Here is a 22,015-nt window from a genome sequence, read left to right as displayed (position 1 = left end):
CCTAGTGCACCACGATCGGCTGGAAACCCTCGGCGCGCAGCGCCGCCAGGACCTGGCTGCAGTGCTCGTGGCCCTTGGTTTCCAGGTTGACGGTGATGGAGACGTCGCCCATGCTGATGGAGCCGCCCACCCTGGTGTGGTCCAGGCCCGTGACGTTGGCGTCGTTCTCGGCGATGATGCGGGCAATCGTGGCCAGCGAGCCCGGACGGTCGTCCAGCATCATCCGCACGGTCATGTACCGGCCGGCGGCGGAGAGTCCGCGCTGGATGACCTTGAGCATCAGCATGGGGTCGATGTTGCCGCCCGAGAGGACCACCGCAACGGTTCCGGGGTTTTCGATCTTGCCTTCCATGAGCGCCGCGACGCCGACGGCCCCGGCAGGTTCGACCACCATCTTGGCGCGCTCCAGCAGGAAGATCAGCGCCCGGGCCAGGGCGTCTTCGCTGACGGTGACGACGTCGTCGACGAGCTCGCGGATGATGCTGAACGGCAGCTGGCCCGGCCGGCCCACGGCGATGCCGTCGGCCATGGTGGAGACCTTCTTGAGCGGGACGAGGGCGTCGGCGGCGAGCGAGGGTGGGTAGGCGGCGGCGTTTTCAGCCTGGACGCCGATGATGCGGATCTCGCGGCCGAGTTCTTTGGCGCGCGCCTTCACCGCGACGGCAACGCCCGCGAGGAGTCCGCCGCCGCCGACACCCATCAGGATGGTGTCGACGTCGGGGACCTGTTCGAGGATCTCCAGCCCGACCGTCCCCTGGCCGGCGACGACGTCGACGTCATCGAAGGGGTGGACAAAGACGGCGCCGCTTTCATCGGCGTAGCGCTTGGCTTCCGCCAGCGCCTCGTCCACGTTGTGGCCATGCAGCACCACCTCGGCGCCGTGGCTGCGGGTGGCGGCGAGCTTGGGCAGTGCGACGCCGAGCGGCATGTAGATCCGGGCCTTGATGCCCAGGCTCTTGGCTGCGACAGCCACGCCCTGGGCGTGGTTTCCGGCAGAGGCCGCCACGACGCCGCGCTTCTTTTCGGCGTCGGAGAGCTTGGCCATCCGCACGTAGGCGCCGCGGACCTTGAAGGAGCCGGCGCGCTGCAGGTTTTCGCACTTGAGGAAGACCTCGCCGCCGACCGTGCTGCCGAGGGCCCGCGATGATTCCACGGGCGTCCGCGTAATAATCCCGTCGAGCAGCTTCTGCGCCTCCAGGACATCGTCCAGCGTGACGGGCAGGCTCTCAAGGGTATTCACGAACTGTTCTCCTTCTTTGGATCAGGCGTCGGTGCCCCGTCCGGCATCGCTGCCCGGAGCACCGCTGTTGGGTGCGGCGCCCTCGCCGCCGGGGTTTGCGCCCGGCAGGTGGACGTCTGTGAAGGTGGTGTCTGCGCCGGGTTCGGGGGCATGACCGCCCCCGGCTCCCGCGGTTGCCAACACTTCATCATGTTCCCACGTTCTGCCCGCAATGTAGCGAATCGACGAGTTTGCTACGGCAAGGATCGGAACGGAGAACAATGCGCCGGGGATCCCGGCGAGGTAGGAGCCGGCCGCGACGGACAGGATCACGGCGACGGGGTGGAGGGAGACGGCCTTGCCCATGACGAGGGGCTGCAGGATGTGGCTTTCGAGCTGCTGGACGCCGAGCACGATCGCCAGCATGATGAGGGCGTTGACGGGCCCGTTGGCGACCAGCGCCAGCAGCACGGCGATCGCGCCGGTGAACAGCGCGCCGACCACCGGGATGAACGAACCGAGGAAGACCAGCACGCCCAGCGGCAGCGCGAGCGGCACGCCGATGATGGCGGCGCCGACGCCGATTCCCACGGCGTCCACGAAGGCGACGAACATTTGGATGCGTGCGTAGCTGACCATGGATGTCCAGCCGCGGCGGCCCGCGCCGTCCGTGGCCCGGCGCGCCTTCCGGGGCATGAGCCTGACCAGGAAGGCCCAGATTCTGTCGCCTTCGAGCAGGAAGAAGATCAGGATGAACAGCGCCAGGACCAGGCCGGCGGCGAAGTGCCCGGCGGTGCTCCCGAACGTCAGAGCCCCGCTGAGGATGCTGCTGCTGTTGTTCTGCAGGGCAGCGGTGGCGTCCTCGATGTACTTGTCGATCTGGGCGGCCGTCAGGTGCAGCGGGCCTTCCGACAGCCAGGTCTGTACCTGCTGCACGCCCGCGAGCGCCTGGGACCACAGCTCGCCGAAGCCCTGCATGAGCTGGCGCCCGACCAGGGTCAGGGCACCGACGATGAGGCCGATGAAGCCGAGCACAGTGATGGCGACGGCGAGCCCCTTGGGCACGCGCCGGTTGGCCATCCAGCGCACTGCGGGGCTGAGGAGCCCCGAGAGGAGGGCGGCCACCATGACGGGGATGATGAGGAAGCTGACGTGGCTGAGCAGCCAGACCAGCAACCCGATCACGAGCAGGATCAGCCCGCCGCGCCACGCCCAGGCGGCGGCGATCCGCACGCCGTAGGGAATATCCTGGTCGATCTCCCGGTCGGTCCATACCCGGGCCCCGGCACGTGCGCCGGTCCCAGCCGCGGAATAGGAGGGGCTTGTGGCAGGTGCGGCGTCCTCAGCTGGCGTCATAGCCCCATGATTCCGTAGGCGACGTTCAATAGGAAACCAGCAACCAGCAATCAGCACCGGGCGACGGCCCAGACACCGGTCGACGGCCGAGGCACCGGCCCGGGGGCCGTTCCTGGGGTCAGGCCGCCGGGTCAGCCTGCAGCGGCCGTCAGCGAGGCCGAGATGCCCCAGGTCATGGAGAACTGCTCCCCCGGCGCAAGCCAGCGCAGTCCCTCGCCGCTGTTGAACGCGTTGGCGGGACCGGTCATCGGCTCGATCGCGACCGCCTTCGACCGGCCCGGAAATTCCGTCGTCACGAAGACATGGACGTACCCGCAGCTCGCGTCCTGCCACAGGCTCACCGTCCGCCCGTCGGGTGAGCGCAGCGTGTGCCGGGCGACGCCGCCGTCGAACTCCAGGTCCGTGTAGGCCGAATCGAGGTCAAGTGTCCCTACCGGCCGGCCGCCGCGCAGATCGAAGTCGCCGCTGACCGGTTCACTGCTGCGCGGGATGAGGCGGTCGTCGGCGACCAGCCTGGTCCGGGCGTCGACGCTCACGGTGAGGTCCTCGCTGGGCACGTCGCCCAGCCGCAGGTACGGGTGCGCACCAAGCACGAACGGCGCGCGGTACTGGGAATCGTTGATCAGGGTTTGGCGCACCACCAGGCCCAGGTCCTCGGCCAGTTCATAGCGGACCCGGTGCCGCAGAAGAAACGGGTAGCCGTGCTGCGGAAAGACTGCCGCCTCCAGGGTTACGGAGAACTCGTCCTCGTCCACGAGATCGTAGGAGGAGTTCCGCAGCAGACCGTGGCTGGCGTTATTGCGGGAGACCTCGGTGATGTCCAGCTGCAGCTTCTTGCCGTTGAGGTGCCAGACCCCGTCCTCCACCCGGTTGGCCCACGGTGCCAGCGTGATTCCGGTGGCGCCGGGCGCAATGTCGGCATCCCCGTAGGTTTCCGTCAGGGCGGTGTCTCCGCGGCTGTAGAGCCGCAGGCCGGCGGCGAGTTCGGTGACGACTGCCAGGGCGTCGCCGCGCCGGAGCTCGTACTGCCGGCCGGACGCGTACCTGCGCATCGTGTCATTGGCGGCGGATACTGTGCCGGATGCCGGGGGTGTCGCTGAGAGATCCATGGTGACCACCGTACAGCCCGCACCACACAAACAACCCCGCGAACCCGTATACCTTGGACCCATGACTTCCAGCAGCGCAGGAGCCAGGCCATGAATCCACCCCTGGACAGCCGCGGGCTCGCCGCCCGGTTTGAGACGGTCTTCGGCGCCCGGCCCGACGGCGTGTGGCAGGCCCCGGGACGGGTTAACCTCATCGGCGAGCACACCGATTACAACGAGGGCTTCGTCCTGCCGTTCGCCATCGATCGGGCGGCCCGGGTTGCCGTCCGAGTCCGGCCGGATTCCACCGTGCGGATGCTCTCCACGTTCGGCAACCAGGGGCTGACCACCGCGGAGACCGGCTCGCTGGACCGCGCCAGCGCCAGGGGCTGGACAAAATACCCGCTCGGGGTCATCTGGGCCCTGCAGCAGCGGGGCCTCCAGGTTCCCGGCGTGGACCTGCTCCTGGATTCCGAGGTTCCGCGCGGGGCGGGCCTGTCGTCCTCCCATGCCATCGAATGCGCCGTGATTTCGGCGCTGAACGGGCTCATGGACGCCGGCCTCTCCGTGCAGGACATGGTCCTGGCCACCCAGCGGGCGGAGAACGACTTCGTCGGCGCGCCCACCGGCATCATGGACCAGTCCGCCTCGCTCCGGGCCACGGCCGGCCACGCCGTCTTCCTCGACTGCCGGGACCAGAGTGTCCGGCTGGTGCCGTTCGACGCCGACGCCGCGGGACTGGTGCTGCTGGTTATCGACACCCGGGTTTCCCATTCCCACGCCGACGGCGGGTATGCGGCCCGGCGGGAATCGTGCGAACTCGCCGCCGAGGTCCTTGGCGTGCGGGCGCTGCGCGACGTCGGGTTCGAGGATCTCGGGGAGGCCAGCGGGCTTCTGGACCAGGAGACCTTCCGCCGGCTACGGCATGTGGTCACCGAGAACCAGCGCGTGCTGCAGACGGTGGAGCTGCTGGACACCCGGGGCCCGGCCGCCATCGGCCCCCTGCTCGACGCGTCCCATGCCTCGATGCGCGATGACTTCGAGATCTCCTGCGCGGAGCTGGACCTTGCCGTGGACACGGCGCGGTCGGCCGGCGCGGTCGGCGCCCGCATGACTGGCGGCGGCTTCGGCGGCTCCGCGATCGTCCTGACCCCGGCGGGATCGGCGCAGCAGGTTCGCTCCGCCGTCGAACGTGCCTTCGCCCGGGCCGGGTATGCCGCGCCGGAGATCTTCAGCGTCAGCCCCGCGGCCGGAGCCATGCGCCTGGCCTAGGCGGGGCGTAGTCTGGGCGCATGCCAGAAGCTGTCATCGTTTCTACCGCCCGGAGCCCGATCGGCCGCGCCTTCAAAGGATCCCTGAAAGACGAACGTCCCGACGATCTCGCCGCGGCCATGATCACAGCGGCCCTCGCCGGGATTCCTGCGTTCGACGCCGCCGCCGGGCCAGGCCGCGGCCTGGACGACATCTATCTGGGGTGCGCCGAGCCAAGCGGTGAGGCCGGCTCCAACATGGCCCGGGTGGTCAGCATCCTGGCCGGGCTGGACAACGTTCCGGCCGCCACCATCAACCGTTTTTGTGCCTCCAGCCTGCAGACGCTCCGGATGGCCTTCCACGCCATCAAGGCCGGCGAAGGCCAGGCGTTCGTGGCCGCCGGGGTGGAGGCAGTGTCGCGCTACCGGGACTGGGCCGGCGCCGGCGAGACCGACGCCAGCACGCACAATCCGCGCTTCGAGGCGGCCCGGAAACGCACCGAGGCCCGCGCGGCCGCCAACACGCCGTGGACCGACCCGCGGCTGGGCGGCCGGATGCCGGACGTGTACATCGCCATGGGCCAGACGGCGGAGAACGTCGCCACAAGCTACGGCATCACCCGCGCCGAGCAGGACGACTGGGCGGTGCTCAGCCAGAACCGGGCCGAGGCAGCCATCGCCTCCGGGTTCTACGCCCGCGAAATCACGCCCTACACCCGTGCCGACGGCTCGGTGGTGGACCGCGACGATTCACCGCGTGCCGGGGTGACAGCAGAGGCGGTCGGTGCCCTGCAGCCCGTCTTCCGCAGTAGCGGCACTGTGACGGCCGGGAACGCGTGCCCGCTCAATGACGGGGCCGCCGCCGTCGTGGTCATGAGTGACTCGCGCGCCCGCGAACTGGGTCTCGAACCGCTAGCCCGGATCGTCTCCACCGGTGTCAGCGCCCTGTCCCCGGAGTTGATGGGCATGGGACCGGTGGAAGCGACCCGCCGGGCGCTCACGATCGCCGGGCTGGGCATCGGGGACATCGACCTCGTGGAGCTCAACGAGGCCTTCGCGGTCCAGGTGGTGGCCAGCGCCCGGGAGCTCGGCATCGATCCGGAGAAGCTCAATATCCACGGCGGCGCCATCGCGCTCGGCCACCCCTTCGGGATGACCGGCGCACGCATGACCACCACGCTGCTCAACGGGCTCCGCGCCCGCGATGCCTCCCTCGGCCTGGCCACGCTGTGCGTCGGCGGCGGCCAGGGCATGGCGGTTGTGTTCGAGCGGCTCAGCTGAGGCGTTGCAGCTGATGGGCTGCAGCAGGTTCCCGTCGCCGCAAACACGAGGAGCCCCGCCGTTGGGCGGGGCTCCTCGCGGGAAATCAGGGTCGTTCAGGAACGACGCCGGCTACTCGTCGCCGCGGAGGATGGCCAGGAGTCGGATGATCTCGACGTAGAGCCAGACCAGCGTGACCGTGAGGCCGAAGGCAGCGGTCCAGGAGAATCGCTGCGGGGCGCCGGCGCTGATGGCCGCCTCGATGGACGTGAAGTCCATGATCAGGGAGAAGGCGGCCAGGCCAATCGCCAGGAAGCCGATGAAGACGCCGAGCGGGATGCCCATGATCTCCACGCTGGTGCTCAGTCCGAACGGCGTGGTCACGGCCCCGGTCATCATCATGAAGAGGTTGATGAGCGCGAACACCGCATAGCCGATCAGTGCGATCATGAAGAACCGCATGAGCTTGGGCGTCGCCCGGACCTTGCCGCTCTTGAATAGCACCAGCGTCACGGCGAAGACGGACAGCGTCCCGACGACGGCCTGGATGCCGACTCCCGGGAACAGGTTGTCGAGGATGCGGGTCAGGCCGCCGAGGAAGAATCCTTCGAGCAGGGCGTAGGCCAGGATCAGTCCGGGCGACGGCTGCTTCTTGAAGGTGTTGACCATTGCGAGGGCGAAGCCGCCGAGGGCTCCGAGGATCATCAGCATGGATCCGGTGCCCTGCGGGACGGCGAGCGCCACTGCGGCGCCGACTACCAGGATGCCGAGGCACCCGGCGGTCTTGACGATGACGTCGTCGTACGTCATCCGGCCAATGTCAGCCGGCCCGGCCGCCGGGCGGTTGTACAGGTCCTGGAGCTGTTCCTGGGTCATGCCCTGCTGGGCCGAATTCCACCCGCCCTGGCCCGGGGCCTGGCCGTAAGCGGTCTGGCCATACTGGTTCTGACCGTATGGGTTCTGACCGTATGGGGCCTGCGGGGCAGGCGGTGCCTGGGTGGCTTCGCGGAAATTCTTTCCGCTGAAGATCGGGTTTCCGCCATGTGCCATTGCGGGTGTCCTCCAAAATAAGGGGGTGGGTGATGTTCCGGTGCGATGCGGACTAGTGCGTTGCGGACTAGACGAAACAGGGTTTTATATAGTCACGCTACCAATTCCCACGGCTGACAGGGAGGGATAGTTCCCCACGGGGACCGCCGCAACCGAACCGTGATCTAGGTCAGCGGGTTTTTCAGGCCGAGCATGTCCGCGGACGCCGGCCTCCCGGCGCGGCTCGTGAGAGTGCGGCTCGTGACGGTGCCGGCCGCGAGCAGGCCGGACTGTCCGTCACCGTGGAAATCGTCGAACCGCTGCGACGGGTCCCCCTTCGGCTCCGGGAGCGGGCCGGGAACCGGCGCCGGCGTTCCCGTGCCGCTGTTGACAATGACGTCGTCGATATAGATGTCGGCCATTTGCTGATCGTGTTCGGAGCCAAGCTGGAGCGTGTCGAGCGTCGTGGCGGAAATACTGACAGTGCCGGCGTAGACCGAACGCCCGTCCCACCAGATTTGGACGTTGGTCCCGGGGCCGTTGGGGACCACGTGCATGACGAGCCGGTGCCAGGAGTCAGTCGGGACGTCCCGCCGCAAGGTGGTGTAGGCGAACCCTGCGGGTGACGAGGTACGGAGCACGAGCTCATGGGAGATGTTCTGCCGGAAAACATCCAGGACGCGGACTCCGCCGGCAAAGAACCGGAAGTAGGGAACATTGTTTCCCGCCATTCCTTCGGCGGCGATGTTGAACCAGCCGTCCGCATATGCCTCCGTGGTCCCGGGGGTCAGGCCCACCGTCAGCCTGGCGATGGAGCCCGGCGCCGCGGTGGTGTGCAGGAGGGCGGCACAGTTCCCGGAGCGCGAGAGCCCGGTGGACACCGAGGCGTTCCCCGTCCCGGCCGCGGAAATGCCGAACCCGTCCAGGGTGCCTGCCTCGAAGCTGGACGCCGCCGCCTGGATCCCCGGATAGGGGTCCCTGAGTGCCTCCGTGGAGGGAACGCAGGCCTGCGCCCCAGCGGTTTCGGGGCCCAGGCTGAGCGCCGGGAGGCCCAGGATCGCCAGTACAAGCGAACCCGCGAGGCACAGCTTGACCACCCGGTTCATCAGTCGGCCCTCCACGATCGGCCCCTGCCTTCGGCGCCGGCCGGATTCCGGAACGAACGGACTCGGGTTCTGGCGCTCTTCGCACCATAACGCCGGCGGGCTTGGAAAAAGCTTGGGGGTGGCGGTGACGCGGGCCGGAGCGGACGTGCCCGGCCGCCCGCGCCAGCCCCGGGCGGCCCGGCGAATTGGGGACCGGGCAGGCCACTGTTTAGGCATACTCGGAATCAACAAAAGTTTTCTTTAGCTGGGCTACAGCAAGGTGTCGGCGGCGCTACACGGTTGTTACCCGATCGCGACGTTCTCCCTGCTCGCGGCGGCATTCTTTGGGCCCCCCGGGCTGTAGCATAGGCCACACAGGGTGACGGACATCACAACACATGATCGTATTGCCAGACGCTCGTCCCCTGACCGTTCGCAACGGTTGCAAAGGCGCAACCCACAGCACCCCCATGTGGAGGTTTTCAATTTGAGAAGCACAACGAGCGGCCTGTCGCAGAGACGGCGCGGCAGACTATTGAGGGCTGTGGGGTCAGTATTTGCAGCCACGGCTGCGCTACTGCTCATCGTGGCCCCGGCGTCCAGCGCCACGACCCCCTCGCCGACACCATCCCCGTCGGCCACCCAGTTCACGAACAGCATCAGCGGCTTCCTGCGCGGCGACGACCGCGCACCGATCCCCGGGGTGACCATCACCGCCACGAGCGGCGATTTCACGGGAACCACGAAATCGGGGGCCAACGGCGCCTGGACCATCGGCGTCCCCACCCAGGGAACCTACGAGGTCAAACTCGATGAGTCCACGCTTCCGCAGGGCATCAAACTGGCCGAGGGCCAGGAGAACCCCCGCAACGTCACCTTCAGCCAGACCTCAAACCTCTCGGTGATCTTCACGTTTGGCAAGGGCATTGTCGTGGAGCAGCAGAATTTCATGCAAAACCTGCTCAACCGGCTGGTGGCAGGCCTGAGCTTCGGCCTGTTGCTCGCCCTCGCGTCCGTGGGCCTGTCCCTGATCTTCGGCACCACCGGCCTGACCAACTTCGCCCACGGTGAAATGGTCACCCTCGGCGCGGTGCTGGTGTTCGCCTTCAACCAGATGCACCTGCCGTTCTGGCTGGCCGTCATCCTGGCCGTCATCGGCGGCGGATTGTTCGGCTACGTCCAGGACGCGGGCCTGTGGAAACCCCTGCGGCGCCGCGGAACCGGACTTGTTCCGATGATGATCGTCAGCATCGGCCTCGCCCTGTCCGTGCGCTACATCATCCAGTTCTACTTCGGCGGCGCCACCCAACAACTGCCGTTCGCCCAGAGCGTGGAAATCCTGATCGGCCCGATCTCCATCTCCCCCAACAACCTCTTGTCCCTCCTCGTCAGCGCCGTCGTGATCGCCGCCCTCGGGATCGTCCTGCTCAAGACCCGCCTCGGCAAGGCCACCCGTGCTGTGGCCGACAACCCGGCGCTGGCCGCGGCCTCCGGCATCGACGTCGACTCCGTCATCCGGATCGTCTGGGTGGTCGGCGGCATGCTCGCCGCCCTCGGCGGCATCCTCTGGGCCTACTACCGTCCCGGCGTCACCTTCGACATGGGCTCGCAAATCCTGCTGCTCATCTTCGCCAGCGTCACCCTCGGCGGCCTCGGCACAGTCTGGGGCGCCCTGGTCGGTTCCATCATCGTCGGCATCTTCGTTGAGCTGACCACCGTGTTCGGCCTCGCAGCCGACCTCAAATACGTGGGAGCGTTGTTCATCATGATTGTTGTCCTCTTGTTCCGCCCTCAGGGCATTCTGGGCCGCAAAGAGCGCGTGGGTTAGGAGACAGCCATGGACTTCGGATTCATATTTTCCAGCGCCGCCGGCGAACTTTTCAGCCCGACGACAGCTGCCTACGCCCTGGCCACCCTCGGCCTCGCGGTTCACTTCGGCTACACCGGCCTGCTCAACTTCGGCCAGGCAGGCTTCATGGCAGTGGGAGCCTACGGCTTCGCCATCTCCACCCTGACGTTCCATGTGCCGTTCTTCGTCGGACTGCTCATCGCCGTCGTCGCCTCCGCCATCTTCGCCCTGCTGCTGGGCATCCCGACGCTGCGGCTGCGGGCGGACTACCTGGCCATCGTGACCATCGCGGCGGCCGAAATCGTACGCTACATCGTCACGACCAACCAGCTGACCGCCGTCACCGGCTCGGCCAACGGCCTGGCCGCCTTTGAGGGCGATTTCTACGCCATGAACCCTTTCCCGCCGGGGACCTACGTTGGCATGAACAACCGCGACTTCTTCATCCGGGTGGTCGCCTGGGCAGTCGTGGCCTTCTTCTGCACCCTGGTCTGGCTGCTGATGCGCAGCCCCTGGGGCCGGGTACTCAAGGGCATCCGCGAGGACGAGAACGCCGTCCGCTCGCTCGGCAAGAACGTGTACGCCTACAAGATGCAGTCCCTGATCATCGGCGGCGCGCTCGGTGCCCTGGCAGGCATGATCTTCACGATTCCCCGCGGCGCGGTGCAGCCGGCCAACTACGGCACGGAATTGACGTTCTTCCTCTACACCTGCCTGCTGCTCGGCGGGCTCGGCACTGTGCTCGGCCCGGTGGTCGGCGCGATGATCTTCTGGGTGGTGCTCTCGCTCACCCAGGGCATCCTCTACGGCCTGATCGAGTCCGGCACCATCACGTGGCTGAACACGGTCCAGGCCGGGCAGCTGCGTTACATCCTGGTCGGCGTGGCGCTCATGCTGCTGATGATCTTCAGGCCCCAGGGCGTTCTCGGCAATAAGAAGGAGCTGGCATTCGCATGAGCATTCCAAGCGAAGAGTCACGGGACGAACCCCGCACGTCGGAAGAGATCGACTACATGACGGACAACCGTCCGATCGCCGCCGGCGAGATCGCGCCCGGTTGCAAGAAGCGTGATCCGATCGTGGTGGCAGAAAACGTCACCCGCACCTTCGGCGGCATCAACGCCGTCGACGTCCAGTACCTCGAGATCCCGCGGCACAAGATCACCGCGCTGATCGGCCCCAACGGCGCCGGCAAGACCACCTTGTTCAACCTGCTGACGGGATTCGATACCCCGAACTCGGGTACCTGGCAGTTCGAGGGCAACAACATCGCCGGCGTCTCCTCGTACAAGGTTGCCCGGATGGGGATGGTGCGCACGTTCCAGCTCACCAAGGTCATGGGCAAGCTCACCGTCATGGAGAACATGCGCCTCGGCGCCTCCAGCCAGTCCGGGGAACGGCTGTCCAAGGCTTTGTTCAAGGGCATCTGGGGCGGCCAGGAAAAGAAGATCACCCAGGAAGCCAACGTGCTGCTGGAGAAGTTCAAACTGGACGCCAAGAGGGACGACTACGCGGCGTCGCTGTCCGGCGGGCAGCGGAAGCTGCTGGAAATGGCCCGCTCCCTCATGGTGCGGCCCAAGCTGGTCATGCTCGACGAGCCGATGGCCGGCGTCAACCCGGCGCTGACGCAGTCGCTGCTGGACCACATCAAGAACCTCAAGGCCGAGGGCATGACCGTCTTGTTCGTCGAGCACGACATGAACATGGTCCGCCACATCGCCGACTGGGTGGTGGTGATGGCAGAGGGCAAGATCGTGGCCGAAGGGCCTCCCGCCGAAGTCATGAAGAACCCCGCCGTGATCGACGCCTATCTCGGCGCCCACCACGACGTGGATCTCGGCGACGCCGAGGGCATCAAGGAACTGGCCGCGGAGCTGGTCGCCGACGAGGAATCGATTGTCGGCACTGAAAACGCCGGCATCATCTCCGCCGACGTCCTCACCACCGAGGCGGAGGAGGCGGCGAACGGGACAACGCGCGGCCGCCGCAGCGCCGGAGAGCCGAACCGCGCCCAAGAGCCAAACCGCACAGAGAAGGACAAAGAATGAGCGCCACCAGCGCGGCACCGGCCGCCCAGCCCGCCTTCGATGGCGACTCGGTCGTGAAGGTCACCGATCTGGTGGCTGGTTACATCCCCGGCGTCAATATCCTCAACGGCTGCAGCATCGAGGCCCGCAAGGGTGAGCTGATCGGCATCATCGGCCCCAACGGCGCCGGCAAGTCCACGCTACTGAAGGCCATGTTTGGCCTGGTCAAGGTCCACTCCGGCTCGGTGGTGGTCCGCGGGCAGGACATCACCGGGCTCAAGGCCAACAAGCTGGTCAGCAAGGGCGTCGGCTTCGTTCCGCAGAACAACAACGTGTTCGCCGCCCTGACCATCGAGGAAAACATGCAGATGGGCATGTTCCAGCGGCCCAAGGACTTCGCCAAACGGTTCGACTTTGTCTCCGAACTGTTCCCGGAGCTCGCCAAACGGCGCGCCCAGCGTGCCGGCTCGCTCTCCGGCGGCGAACGCCAGATGGTCGCCATGGGACGGGCCCTCATGATGGACCCGGCCGTTCTGCTGCTCGATGAGCCCTCCGCGGGCCTCTCCCCTGTCAAGCAGGATGAGACCTTCCTCCGGGTCCACGAGATCAACCGGGCCGGCGTCTCCGTCATCATGGTGGAACAAAACGCGCGCCGCTGCCTGCAGATCTGCGACCGCGCCTACGTGCTGGACCAGGGCAAGGACGCGTACACCGGTACTGGCCGGGAGCTCATGAAGGATCCCAAGGTCATCCAGCTCTACCTGGGGACGCTCGCAGACACTGTCGAATAGCGCTTCGGGCAGTATCCCCACAGGGGCCGTCACCAGCCGGTGGCGGCCCTTCTGCGTGCCCGGTGCCTGCTAAAACAGTCCGGGGCCCCACGGCATCTCCAGTCGCCTCCGGCCGCCCCCGCAGCCGCTTGCTCTGCCCCCGTCACTCTTCGTTTGAGCCACGTTTTCGCGGCGGTTTCGGACCGGCGCACCTCGGATCCGCGCCGCCCTCGTCCGAATCCGCAGCGCAAATCCGGTTCCGCAGCCGCCGCACGGCCACGGCAGCCCTTCCCCGCACCTCGTGGCTGCCAATGCACCTCGGATGTCGACACCACGACGCCGGCCCCTCCTGGCGTCCTCGTGTCCTGTTTCCGCACCGGCTCCGGACCGGCGCACCTCGGATCCGCGCCGCCCCTGTCCGAATCCGCAGCGCAAATCCGTTTCCGCAGCCGCGTCCGTTTCCGCGGTCCTGACGCTCCACCCCCGCTCCCCCGCACGCAAAAGACCCCCGTCCGGACTGGACGGGGGTCTTCTGTTAGTCGAGGGGAAGCGGCTTACAGCTTGCCGAATTCTTCCTTGACCGGCTTGTAGGTGTTGTCATCCTGGTACTCGTAGATGCCAATGTAGGCTTCCGTCGGGTCGCCGGCGTCGGAGAACGTTACGGGGCCGGACTGGCCGTCGTAGTCGATGTCCTTACCGTTGCGGAGCAGGGTGACGCAGCTCGGGAAGGTGTTGCACTTCTCCCCACCTTCAGAGACTGCCTTGAGCTGGGCTGCGATGTCGGTGCCCTTGGTGCTCTTGGCGGCCTCGGCGGCCAGTGCGATCAGGTTCACTGCGTCGTAGGACTCGCCGGAGTAGCTGTAGTCCTTCAGCGCCGGGTCAATCGCCAGGAGCTTCTTCTTGAAGTCCTCCTTGGCGAAGGTGCCCGGGATGGTGCCCTGGGCGCCCTTCAGGGTTCCTGCCTGGAAGTCCTTGCTGTAATCGGACATGTTGCCGTCCACCATGAAGATCTGGGTCGGCTTGACGCCCTTGCCCGTCATCAGCGGAACGATGCTCTTGGCCTGGTCGAAGGTGATCAGGGCAATGGCATCCGGCTTGGCGGCCAGAACCTTGTCCACCTGGCTGCTGAACTGGGAATCGCCTTCATTGAACAGCTCCTGGGCAACAACCTTGCCGCCGGCCGCCTCGAAAGCTGCCTGGACGTTCTTAGCAAGGCCGGTTCCGTAGGCGTCGTTCAGGACGATCATGCCGACCGTCTGGGCGCCACAGGTGGCCATGTAGTTGCCGAGGACCTTGCCCTGGAGCACGTCCGAGGGGGCGGTGCGCCAGTAGAGGCCCTTGTCATCCCACGCCGTGAAGTCCGGGGAGGTGTTGGCCGGGGAGAACTGGACGACGCCTGCACCGGTGATCTGGTTGATCACGGTCTTGGAGACACCCGAGGAGGCGGCGCCGACGATTGCGCTGACGCCCTGTCCGAGCAGTGCCGTGGTGGACTGGGTGGCGATGTCGGTCTTGGTGTCGCCGGAGTCACGGTGGATGACCTCTACCGGCTTGCCCAGGACGCCGCCGGCATCGTTGACCTCCTTGATGCCGAGGTTGACACCTGCAATTTCGGGCGGGCCGAGGAAGGCCAGCGAACCCGTCGTCGGCAGGAGCGAGCCGATCTTCAGGGGCGTGGGGGTGGTGGTGGCCGAGGCGGGCACAGTGCCCGTTTCGCCGGCGGCGCTGGTACCGCCACCGGTGGCGCTGGGTGCCGGGCACGCGATTCCCGCGGCCGCGGCTGAGCTGGATCCCGACGAACTCGGGGCGGGTGAACCGCCACAAGCCGTAGCCAAAAGGGCGACGCCGAGGCTAAGCACGGTGAGCTTAGCGACGCGGGGCGCAACCCGGGGGAGTGAAGTCATGTACAAGCTCCTCGATCTAAAGGTGCGAACGGCCTTTGACGCGAAAGATCAGGTGTTCCTGATTCCACTTCAAGCTAGTGCAATTTCGACGTGAAAATAAGTGACTACGGTCACATCCTTATAACACTCGTTGCATAGAGGAAATCTGGACGGTTTGCGGCGGCTGTTTTGTCGGGGGCGACGGCCCGGAACGGCTGCCCGGGTCAGGCGGCCCCGAGGGCAAGCACGTGCGTGGGAGACAAGCCCGTGCGAGGGGCCTGGGAACGCCGGGGGTCAGGGCCACCCGGCTGTCGGGCGCCGCAGGGCGGCGCACAGCTCAGTGCCCCAGGTGGGACTCGAACCCACAACACGCGGATTTTAAGTCCGCTGCCTCTGCCAATTGGGCTACTGGGGCGCCCGGTCAATGGTATCCCGTCGCCGGGCGGATCAGCCCGCGAAAGGATCCGCATAGCGGAAGGTGCCGCTCACGCCGCCGGGCCAGACGGCGAGCGGCAGCAACTGGAAGTGCGCGGCCCAGCCTGCCTCCGGCGGCGCCACCCCGAGCGAGGTGGACGGAACAAAGCCGAACCGGGAGTAATACTCGGGGCTGCCCAGCAGGGCTATCCCCCGCTCCCCCGCGGTGTTAGCCCGCGCCACGGTCTCGTTCATGAGCGCGGTGCCGATGCCGTGGCGCTGCAGCCGCGGCACCACCCCGATCGGCCCGAGGCCGAGCAGCTCCAGACCGTCCACCCATCCGCGGGTGCTGATCACATGCCCCACGATTTCGCCGGCGAGTTCGGCCACGATGCTGAACGCCGGCAGGTATTCCTGGCACTCGAACAACCGCGCCAGCAGCTTCACTTCCTCGGGTTCGCCGTCGATGTGCTCTCCGGTGGCGGGCGAGATGGCAAACGCGGCGGCGGTGAGGGCGAGGATGGCGGGACGGTCCGCCGGTTCCTCGCTGCGCAGCACGAGTTCCGGTGCCGGTTTGTGCACCCCCTTGGCCGCGACGAGCTCGTGCAGTACCTCCAGCGCCCGTTCGGTGTCCGCCACCGGCACCAGCAGGTGGTCATGGTGGAAGCCGGCCAGGACGTTGCAGCTGATCTTCGCCTCGGTCAGGGCCGCGCTGACGGCTGCCGTGAGGCCGATCGCCTCAAGCGAAGAGTGCACCTGGAGCGTGATCCAGGCCGCGACGAAGTCGTAGGAGAGCCCCAGGCTGTCCGCTTCGTGCCGCGGCAGCACGACGGTCAGCCCTTCCGCCTCACGGACGGCGGCCGCAATGGCCCCGGCCAGGGGCTTGCCGTGCGGCCACAGGGCGTAGACGTATTCGCCCTCGCGCAGTTCGGGGTGCATGGTGGCCAGGAGGGCGTGCAGGTCCTTTTCAGCTGTCATGGAGCCAGTCTAGGCGGGGGTCCCGCGCTCCGGTCCGCTCCCGGCGTCCTGGGGGCGGCTGCCCGCCACGAAAACGGCGGCCGCTCCCCCTGAGGGGAACGGCCGCCGTCGAAGGCTCGGATCAGGCTACTTGGAGTCGGCCGGAACAGCTTCCTTGGTGTCGTTCTTGGCAGTGCCGTTCTTGGCAGTGCCACTTTTCGCGGCGTCGTTCTTGGCAGCATCCGCAGGCGTGCCGGCAACGGGAGCAGCGGCAGTCTTCGGGGCCGGCGTCGCTGCGGCCACGAAGGCGCCGCGCGGGTTGTCCAGATCCATCAGCTGCGTGGTGTCGCGGCCCAGGAAGAAGGCCCAGATCCAGCCGGAGATCACGCGGATCTTGCGCTCCACGGTGGGGATGGCCATGCCGTGGTAGCCACGGTGTGCCAGCCAGGCCAGCGGGCCCTTGAGGCCGATGCGGCCAAGCAGGTTGATGTTCGCCACGCCCTTCCATTCGCCGAAGCCGGCGACGGCGCCCAGGTTCTTGTGCTTGTAATCCTTGAGCGGCTTGTCCCAGCGGGAGGCCCACAGGTTCTTGGCGAGGCGCTTGGCCTGGCGCAGCGCGTGCTGCGCGTTCGGCACGCACGTGCCGTCCGGCAGGCCGCTGCCCGTGAGGTCGGGGACGGCAGCGACGTCGCCGGCGGCCCAGGCGTTCTCGATGATGCCCTCGTCGCCTGCGATGCGCAGATCGGCCAGGACGCGGACGCGGCCGCGCGGCTCGAGCGGGAAGTCGGTGGAGCGGACCATCGGGTTGGCCTGCACGCCGGCAGTCCAGACCAGGGTGTCGGTCTCGAATTCCTGGGCCGGGCTCTTGTCCGGGAGGTTGATGAGCTTCAGGGAACCCTCGGCGTTGTCGAGGGAGGTGTTCAGCAGGACCTCGATGCCGCGGCTGCGGAGGTGCTCGACGACCCATTCGGCCTGCGATGCCGTGACCTCGGGCATGATGCGGCCCATCGCCTCGACCAGGACGAAGCGGACTTCCTCCTGCTTGATGCGCGGGTTGTTCTTGACCGCGGCGCGGGCCAGGTCTTCCATTTCGGTGATGCACTCGATGCCGGCGAAGCCGCCGCCGACGACGACGAACGTCAGGGCGCGGGCGCGCTCAACGGGGTCCGTCATGAGGGAACCGGTCTCGATCCGCTCGAGAACCTTGTTGCGCAGGGCGACGGCCTCTTCTATGGTCTTCAGGCCGATGCCCTTGTCCGCGAGGCCCTTGATCGGGAACGTGCGGGTGATGGCGCCGGCGGCAAGCACGACGTCGAAGTACGGAATCTCGAAGGTGTGGCCACCGTCGGAGGGTGCGACCACTGCCGTGCGGTTGGCGTGGTCGATCGAGGTGACGCGGCCCTGGATGAGTTCCGTCTGCTTCAGGTGCTGGCGGTGCGAGACGACTGCGTGGCGCGCCTCGATGTTGCCGCCGGCAACTTCCGGCAGGAAGGGCTGGTAGGTCATGTAGGGCAGCGGATCCACGAGGGTGACGATGCCACCAGCATTCGCGATCTTTTTCTGAAGTTTGAGGGCTACATACAGGCCGACGTACCCGCCGCCGACGACGAGTACCCGGGGACGGTCCTGGAGCTGAAGGGAGGATGCCATATCTCAAGAATACAGTAGTTTGTGAAAACCTTCACTAACTATGACGGCTTGCTGGAGTCCACCGGATTGACGGCCTCGGGTTCGGCCTTGCCGGTCCCGTCCGGGCCGTCCGGGCCGTCCTTCGGCGGCGTGCGCATGGCGGCCCGCAGCTGGAACGCGGCGGCTACAACGATTCCCACGAGCAGGGCTCCGAAGCCCAGGACCACCGCGGCCGGCACGGCACTGTCCAGCTGGGACGGCTTCTCCGCGACGGGCAGGGTCGCTTCGGGCAGGGTGGGGGCAGCGCTGGAGGGCGCGGGCTCCGCGGCAGGGGCAGTCGTGGCGAGGTTTCCGCGCCGGTGGACCCGGATCCAGTCCGAAATGGACCCCAGCGGATTGACTTTGGTTTCCGGGACATCGGCCTTGAGTGCGGCCTCGGCGTTCAGCACGCCGAAGCCGTAGAGCGGATCCTTCCCTGGCGCCCCGGCGTCCTTGGCCGTGGTGACGATCCGGTTGATGACCTGGCTGGCGGACATTTCGGGCCATTTGGAGCGAATCAGGGCCGCGACGCCGGACACGATGGGCGTGGCTCCGGAGGTGCCGGCCCAGTCGGCGTAGCCGCCGCCGGGCAGGCCGCCAACCAGGTCCTCGGCGGGAGCTGCGACGCCGATGCTGATGCCTTGGGAGGAGGAGTCGATGCTGGCCGCGCCCGTGCGGTCCAGGCCTGCAACCGTCAGGACGCCGGGGATGGTGGCCGGGGCGCCGACCTGGACGTTGCCGCCCACCCGGTTGCCCGCGGCGGCGACGATCACGACGTCCTTCTGTTCGGCGTAGAGGAATGCCGCGTCCCAGCTCTGCGGCCATTCCGGCGACGTGCTGCCGAGGGAGATGTTGATGACGCGGGCGCCGTTGTCCACGGCCCAGCGCACTGCCTCCGGGATCTGGTCCTGGTCGCTCTTGCCGCCCGGGTTGGCGGAACCGAGCCAGGTGGAGACGGACAGCAGCTGCGCTTCCGGGGCGACGCCGACAACCCCGTCAGGTCCAGCGGCCGGGCCGGCGGCAGGGCCAGTTGCGCTGGCGCTCGGTTTGGCGGTCGCTTCGGGCGCTTGGTGCCCCCGTCCGGCCAGCATGGTGGCCACGAGCGTGCCGTGTTCGGGTTTGGCGCCGATACTCTCCTGGCCGTTGGCCTTGCCGGCGCCGGAAATGTCCGCGCCGCCAGCGAGCACGCCGCCCAAATCCGGATGCCGGCCGTCCACGCCGCTGTCAATCACGGCGACCTTGACCCCGGCTCCCTTGGAAACGTCCCAGGCTTTGATGATGCCGGACTCGGCGAGCCAGTATTCCTTGTCCCGCCAGGAGTCGGCGTGGGCGGGTGCGGCCAGGGTCAGCGCCGCCGTGGACGCTCCGCCGGCGAGGGCCAAGGCCATCAACGCGGAGGCGGTCCGGCGGCGCCGGGCTGTTGCTCTGGTCATTCAGGTCCTATCGGCGGATGCACCAGCGGCACGGGCGCGCGCTGGGGCACGGCTGCTGGGGCGGGATCATCGGATGCTGAGGGCAATTCCGTCAAGAATATCGTGTTCGCTGCTCACGGCCGTGGTGATGCGCCCGCCGGTGACCTCGGCCAGGCGCTGCAGGACCCGCCGCCAGACCAGTCCACCGGCGCCGATCACGTCCACCCGCCCGGGGTGCATGTAAGGCAGCGCGGCCCGCTCCTCCCGGGTCATTTCGAGCAGCTCGGTGCAGGCTTTCCGGACCGCGTCCAGGTCCAGTTCGGTGCCGTGGATCGCGGCCGGTGAGTACTCCGGCAGGCGCAGCGCGTGCGCCGTGATGGTGGTGACGGAGCCGGCCACGCCGACGACGGCGGTGGCGCGTTCCAGCGGAACGGTTTGTGCCGCCTCGCTGATGGCGGCGTCGACGTCGGCCTCTGCCGCTGCGATCTGATCCGCTGTGGGCGGATCGCTGCGCAGGTGCCGTTCGGTCATCCGGACGCAGCCGACGTCGACCGAGCGGGCCGCGATGACGCCGTCGGCGTTGCCCAGCACGAACTCCGTGCTGCCGCCGCCGAGGTCCACCACCAGCACGGGGTCCTGCCCGCGGGAGGGCAGGACACTGCTGGCGCCGGCGAAGGACAGCGCGGCTTCCTCGTCGCCGGTGATCACCTCGGGTTCGACGCCGAGGATGTCGCGGATGCCGTCGACGAAAACCTGGCGGTTGCGGGCATCGCGGGTGGCGGAGGTGGCCACGAAGCGCACTTTTTCGGCGCCGTGCTCGCGGATGAGGGCAGCGTAGTCCCGGGTCGCGGCGAAGGTGCGCTCAAGCGCTTCCTGGGCCAGTTCACCTGTGGAGTCCACGCCCTGGCCCAGCCGGACCACGCGCATTTCCCGCACGATGTCGGTCAGCCGCGGCGTGGCCGGCCCTGTTGCGCCGCCTGCGCTCACATCTGCGATCAGCAGGCGGATGGAGTTGGTGCCGCAGTCTACGGCCGCGACCCGGGTCACTTGGACTCCCCCGTGCCGGTGGTACCGGCCGTCTCAGCAGCACCGGCGGCGGCGGCCGTGTCAGCGGCGCCGGCGCCGGCGGCGTCGACGCGGGACTTGCGGACCGGTGCGGGCCGGCCCACGATCTCCGGCAGGCCTTGGGGGCCATGGCGGCTGAGGTCCCGGGACGGGGCCTCCCCGCCGGTGTCCCAGGCGCCTTCGCAGTAACAGCGCTCCACGGTCCACCATTCGGCGATGGCCGCGATCGATTCATCGCCCAGCGGGTTCACGCCCGGGCCGGCCGCCAGCGAATGCCCCACGAGGACGTGCAGGCATTTGACGCGGGTCGGCATTCCGCCGGCGGAGACGCCGTCAATTTCGGGAACGGCCCCGATGCCGGAGCGCGCGCCGATCTCGGCACGGGAGGCCAGATATGCCTCGTGGGCGGACCGGTACCGGGCCGCGAGGCCGGCGTCGGCAGCGAGCCGGTCGTTCATTTCGTTCATCAGCCCGGCGGCCTCCAGCCGCGATACCGCCGACGTGATCACCGGGTGGGTGAGGTAAAACGTGGTGGGGAACGGCGTACCGTTGCTGAGCCGCGGCGAAGTGGCGGCAACGAGCGGGTTTCCGCAGACGCAGCGTGCCGGGATTTCGACGACGTCGCGCACGGGCCGGCCCAACTGGCGGCTGAGGACCTCGAGATCGTGCGGCGACGGCTGGCGGGAGCCCTCCGGGGTGTCTGCCCTGTGCCGTGGTGCCGGGGTCTTGGCCCCGTCGTTGTTCTCGGCTGCTCGGTTCTGGTCCACTCGGTTCTCGTCCACGGGAGTGGCACCTTCCTGCCCTGTTCCGGATTGTCCGCGGGACAATCCCGGCGGCGGGCGCCGCTTCTAGTCTGTTGCCGATCGCCTGATGGACTCCCAGAGGGCGTCCACCCAGGGCAGGTTGGCCGGGTCTTGTGCTGATGCTGCACCCGCCGCGCCACCGGACTGCGCGGCAGGAAGATCGCTGCCGAATACCCAGTAGCCCGTCTCTCCGGGCATAACCATGTTAATGCGGTCGCGGGCCTGCTGTTTCACATAGTTGGGATCCTGCCACCGCGACACCTGGCGTTTGAGGTCCTCCTGCTTCGTCTGCTTGGCCGCAATATCGGCCTGCAGCGCCGCGATTTCGGCGCGTTTGTCCAGGAAGATCTTGACCGTGGGGGCCAGCAGGATGGTGATGGCAATCATGACGACGCCCAGGGCCAGCAGCCGGCCCGAGAACGCCTTGGCGGGCACGGGGTCCAGGGATTCGTCCGGACCCCCTGCGGCGGTCCGGTTCTGAGTCTTGCCGCCGGCCTTGCCGCCGGCCTTGCCGCCGGCCTTGGCGCCGGCCTTGACGCCGGCCTTCCCGGCCGCCGGGCGGGTCTCGGGCTTAGCCGGTGCTCCTGCCGGGGCTGTTGCGGGACGGGCTTTGGCCGCAGATGCGGCGCCAGTGCTGCCCGGGGCCGGCTTGCCTGTGTGAGCTGATACCCGTGGCGGGGCAGGCGCAGCGCCGGCCGGCGCCGCCGCGCCGCTGCGGGCGCCGCCAAAGTCCGCCTGGATGACCTCGCCGCCGTCGGCTGCTGCCCCCAGACCCGTGGCCGCAGGCTTGGCAGCAGCAGCCTTGGCGGCAGGCGTAGCCCGGGGAACATTGGGGCGTCGGGTTGCCATGTCACTCCTTCAAAAACGGACCAAAAAAAGA

At 67.9% G+C, this 22,015-nt stretch carries 18 protein-coding genes and 1 tRNA gene; 6 read left to right on the top strand and 13 right to left on the bottom strand.

The genetic code is table 11. The features are described 5' to 3' along the window. Window position 1: 1 nt before the first annotated feature. The 3 genes from ilvA to AC1DBX_RS07960 all read right to left on the bottom strand — a co-directional run bounded on the left by ilvA (window position 2) and on the right by AC1DBX_RS07960 (window position 3,684). Window positions 2–1,240 (bottom strand): threonine ammonia-lyase, encoded by a 1,239-nt coding sequence (ilvA, locus tag AC1DBX_RS07970; RefSeq protein WP_028277367.1) that lies wholly within the window; start codon window positions 1,238–1,240, stop codon window positions 2–4. A gap of 21 nt (window positions 1,241–1,261) precedes the next feature. After that, window positions 1,262–2,575, bottom strand: coding sequence for an AI-2E family transporter (locus AC1DBX_RS07965; protein WP_476856577.1), 1,314 nt, complete (start codon window positions 2,573–2,575; stop codon window positions 1,262–1,264). Window positions 2,576–2,706: 131 nt separating this feature from the next. Next, a complete protein-coding gene (locus AC1DBX_RS07960) occupies window positions 2,707–3,684 on the bottom strand; it encodes an aldose 1-epimerase family protein (RefSeq protein ID WP_476856578.1) in 978 nt (325 codons plus the stop codon). Between the two features lie 90 nt (window positions 3,685–3,774). Here AC1DBX_RS07960 and galK point away from each other — a divergent pair, with 90 nt between their 5' ends. Together galK and AC1DBX_RS07950 are read left to right on the top strand one after the other, a co-directional pair. After that, entirely contained in the window at window positions 3,775–4,935 is a 1,161-nt protein-coding gene (gene galK / locus AC1DBX_RS07955; RefSeq protein WP_476931485.1) for a galactokinase, read from the top strand. A 20-nt stretch (window positions 4,936–4,955) separates the two neighbouring features. After that, window positions 4,956–6,194, top strand: a complete 1,239-nt coding sequence (locus AC1DBX_RS07950) for an acetyl-CoA C-acetyltransferase (RefSeq protein ID WP_476931484.1) — start codon at window positions 4,956–4,958, stop codon at window positions 6,192–6,194. Window positions 6,195–6,305: 111 nt separating this feature from the next. On the opposite strand, the gene AC1DBX_RS07945 is transcribed toward AC1DBX_RS07950, so the two are convergent. Next, entirely contained in the window at window positions 6,306–7,223 is a 918-nt protein-coding gene (locus tag AC1DBX_RS07945; RefSeq protein WP_476871243.1) for a Bax inhibitor-1/YccA family protein, read from the bottom strand. 164 nt (window positions 7,224–7,387) lie between these two features. Beyond that, window positions 7,388–8,323, bottom strand: a complete 936-nt coding sequence (locus AC1DBX_RS07940; RefSeq protein ID WP_476931483.1) for a hypothetical protein — start codon at window positions 8,321–8,323, stop codon at window positions 7,388–7,390. Between the two features lie 508 nt (window positions 8,324–8,831). Here AC1DBX_RS07940 and AC1DBX_RS07935 point away from each other — a divergent pair. The 4 genes from AC1DBX_RS07935 to AC1DBX_RS07920 are packed head-to-tail and all read left to right on the top strand — an operon-like array spanning window position 8,832 to window position 12,954. Continuing rightward, on the top strand, window positions 8,832–10,115 hold the full coding sequence (locus AC1DBX_RS07935) for a branched-chain amino acid ABC transporter permease (RefSeq protein WP_476856583.1): 1,284 nt from the start codon (window positions 8,832–8,834) through the stop codon (window positions 10,113–10,115). Between the two features lie 9 nt (window positions 10,116–10,124). Further along, a complete protein-coding gene (locus AC1DBX_RS07930) occupies window positions 10,125–11,093 on the top strand; it encodes a branched-chain amino acid ABC transporter permease (protein WP_476849101.1) in 969 nt (322 codons plus the stop codon). Beyond that, window positions 11,090–12,184: an ABC transporter ATP-binding protein gene (locus AC1DBX_RS07925; RefSeq protein ID WP_476931482.1), complete on the top strand. Its 1,095-nt coding sequence runs from the start codon at window positions 11,090–11,092 to the stop codon at window positions 12,182–12,184. Before AC1DBX_RS07930 ends, AC1DBX_RS07925 begins: the two co-directional genes overlap by 4 nt. After that, entirely contained in the window at window positions 12,181–12,954 is a 774-nt protein-coding gene (locus tag AC1DBX_RS07920) for an ABC transporter ATP-binding protein (protein WP_230009341.1), read from the top strand. Before AC1DBX_RS07925 ends, AC1DBX_RS07920 begins: the two co-directional genes overlap by 4 nt. A 533-nt stretch (window positions 12,955–13,487) precedes the next feature. On the opposite strand, the gene AC1DBX_RS07915 is transcribed toward AC1DBX_RS07920, so the two are convergent. The 8 genes from AC1DBX_RS07915 to AC1DBX_RS07880 form a co-directional block, all read right to left on the bottom strand. Continuing rightward, window positions 13,488–14,837, bottom strand: coding sequence for an ABC transporter substrate-binding protein (locus tag AC1DBX_RS07915; protein WP_476871241.1), 1,350 nt, complete (start codon window positions 14,835–14,837; stop codon window positions 13,488–13,490). Between the two features lie 320 nt (window positions 14,838–15,157). After that, a tRNA-Leu gene (locus AC1DBX_RS07910) sits at window positions 15,158–15,231 on the bottom strand. Between the two features lie 32 nt (window positions 15,232–15,263). Further along, the gene (locus AC1DBX_RS07905; protein ID WP_476931481.1) at window positions 15,264–16,208 is read right to left on the bottom strand and encodes an N-acetyltransferase; all 945 of its coding nucleotides are present in this window, start codon (window positions 16,206–16,208) and stop codon (window positions 15,264–15,266) included. Window positions 16,209–16,334: 126 nt separating this feature from the next. Further along, window positions 16,335–17,837 carry an NAD(P)/FAD-dependent oxidoreductase gene (locus tag AC1DBX_RS07900; RefSeq protein WP_476931480.1) on the bottom strand — a complete coding sequence of 501 codons (1,503 nt, stop codon included), beginning with the start codon at window positions 17,835–17,837 and terminating at the stop codon, window positions 16,335–16,337. Window positions 17,838–17,875: 38 nt separating this feature from the next. Then, window positions 17,876–19,288 carry a S8 family serine peptidase gene (locus tag AC1DBX_RS07895; RefSeq protein WP_476931479.1) on the bottom strand — a complete coding sequence of 471 codons (1,413 nt, stop codon included), beginning with the start codon at window positions 19,286–19,288 and terminating at the stop codon, window positions 17,876–17,878. 66 nt (window positions 19,289–19,354) lie between these two features. After that, on the bottom strand, window positions 19,355–20,314 hold the full coding sequence (locus AC1DBX_RS07890; RefSeq protein ID WP_476887327.1) for a Ppx/GppA phosphatase family protein: 960 nt from the start codon (window positions 20,312–20,314) through the stop codon (window positions 19,355–19,357). Further along, entirely contained in the window at window positions 20,311–20,973 is a 663-nt protein-coding gene (locus AC1DBX_RS07885) for a DUF501 domain-containing protein (RefSeq protein WP_476931528.1), read from the bottom strand. The genes AC1DBX_RS07890 and AC1DBX_RS07885 overlap by 4 nt, the downstream gene beginning before the upstream one ends. 207 nt (window positions 20,974–21,180) lie before the next feature. Then, on the bottom strand, window positions 21,181–21,984 hold the full coding sequence (locus AC1DBX_RS07880; protein ID WP_476931478.1) for an FtsB family cell division protein: 804 nt from the start codon (window positions 21,982–21,984) through the stop codon (window positions 21,181–21,183). Between the last annotated feature and the right edge of the window lie 31 nt (window positions 21,985–22,015).

It is taken from the genome of Arthrobacter sp. 10N44_2 (assembly GCF_056394385.1).
The sequence above is the reverse complement of the archived record's forward strand: the minus strand, read 5'-3'. Positions and strand labels throughout refer to the sequence as shown.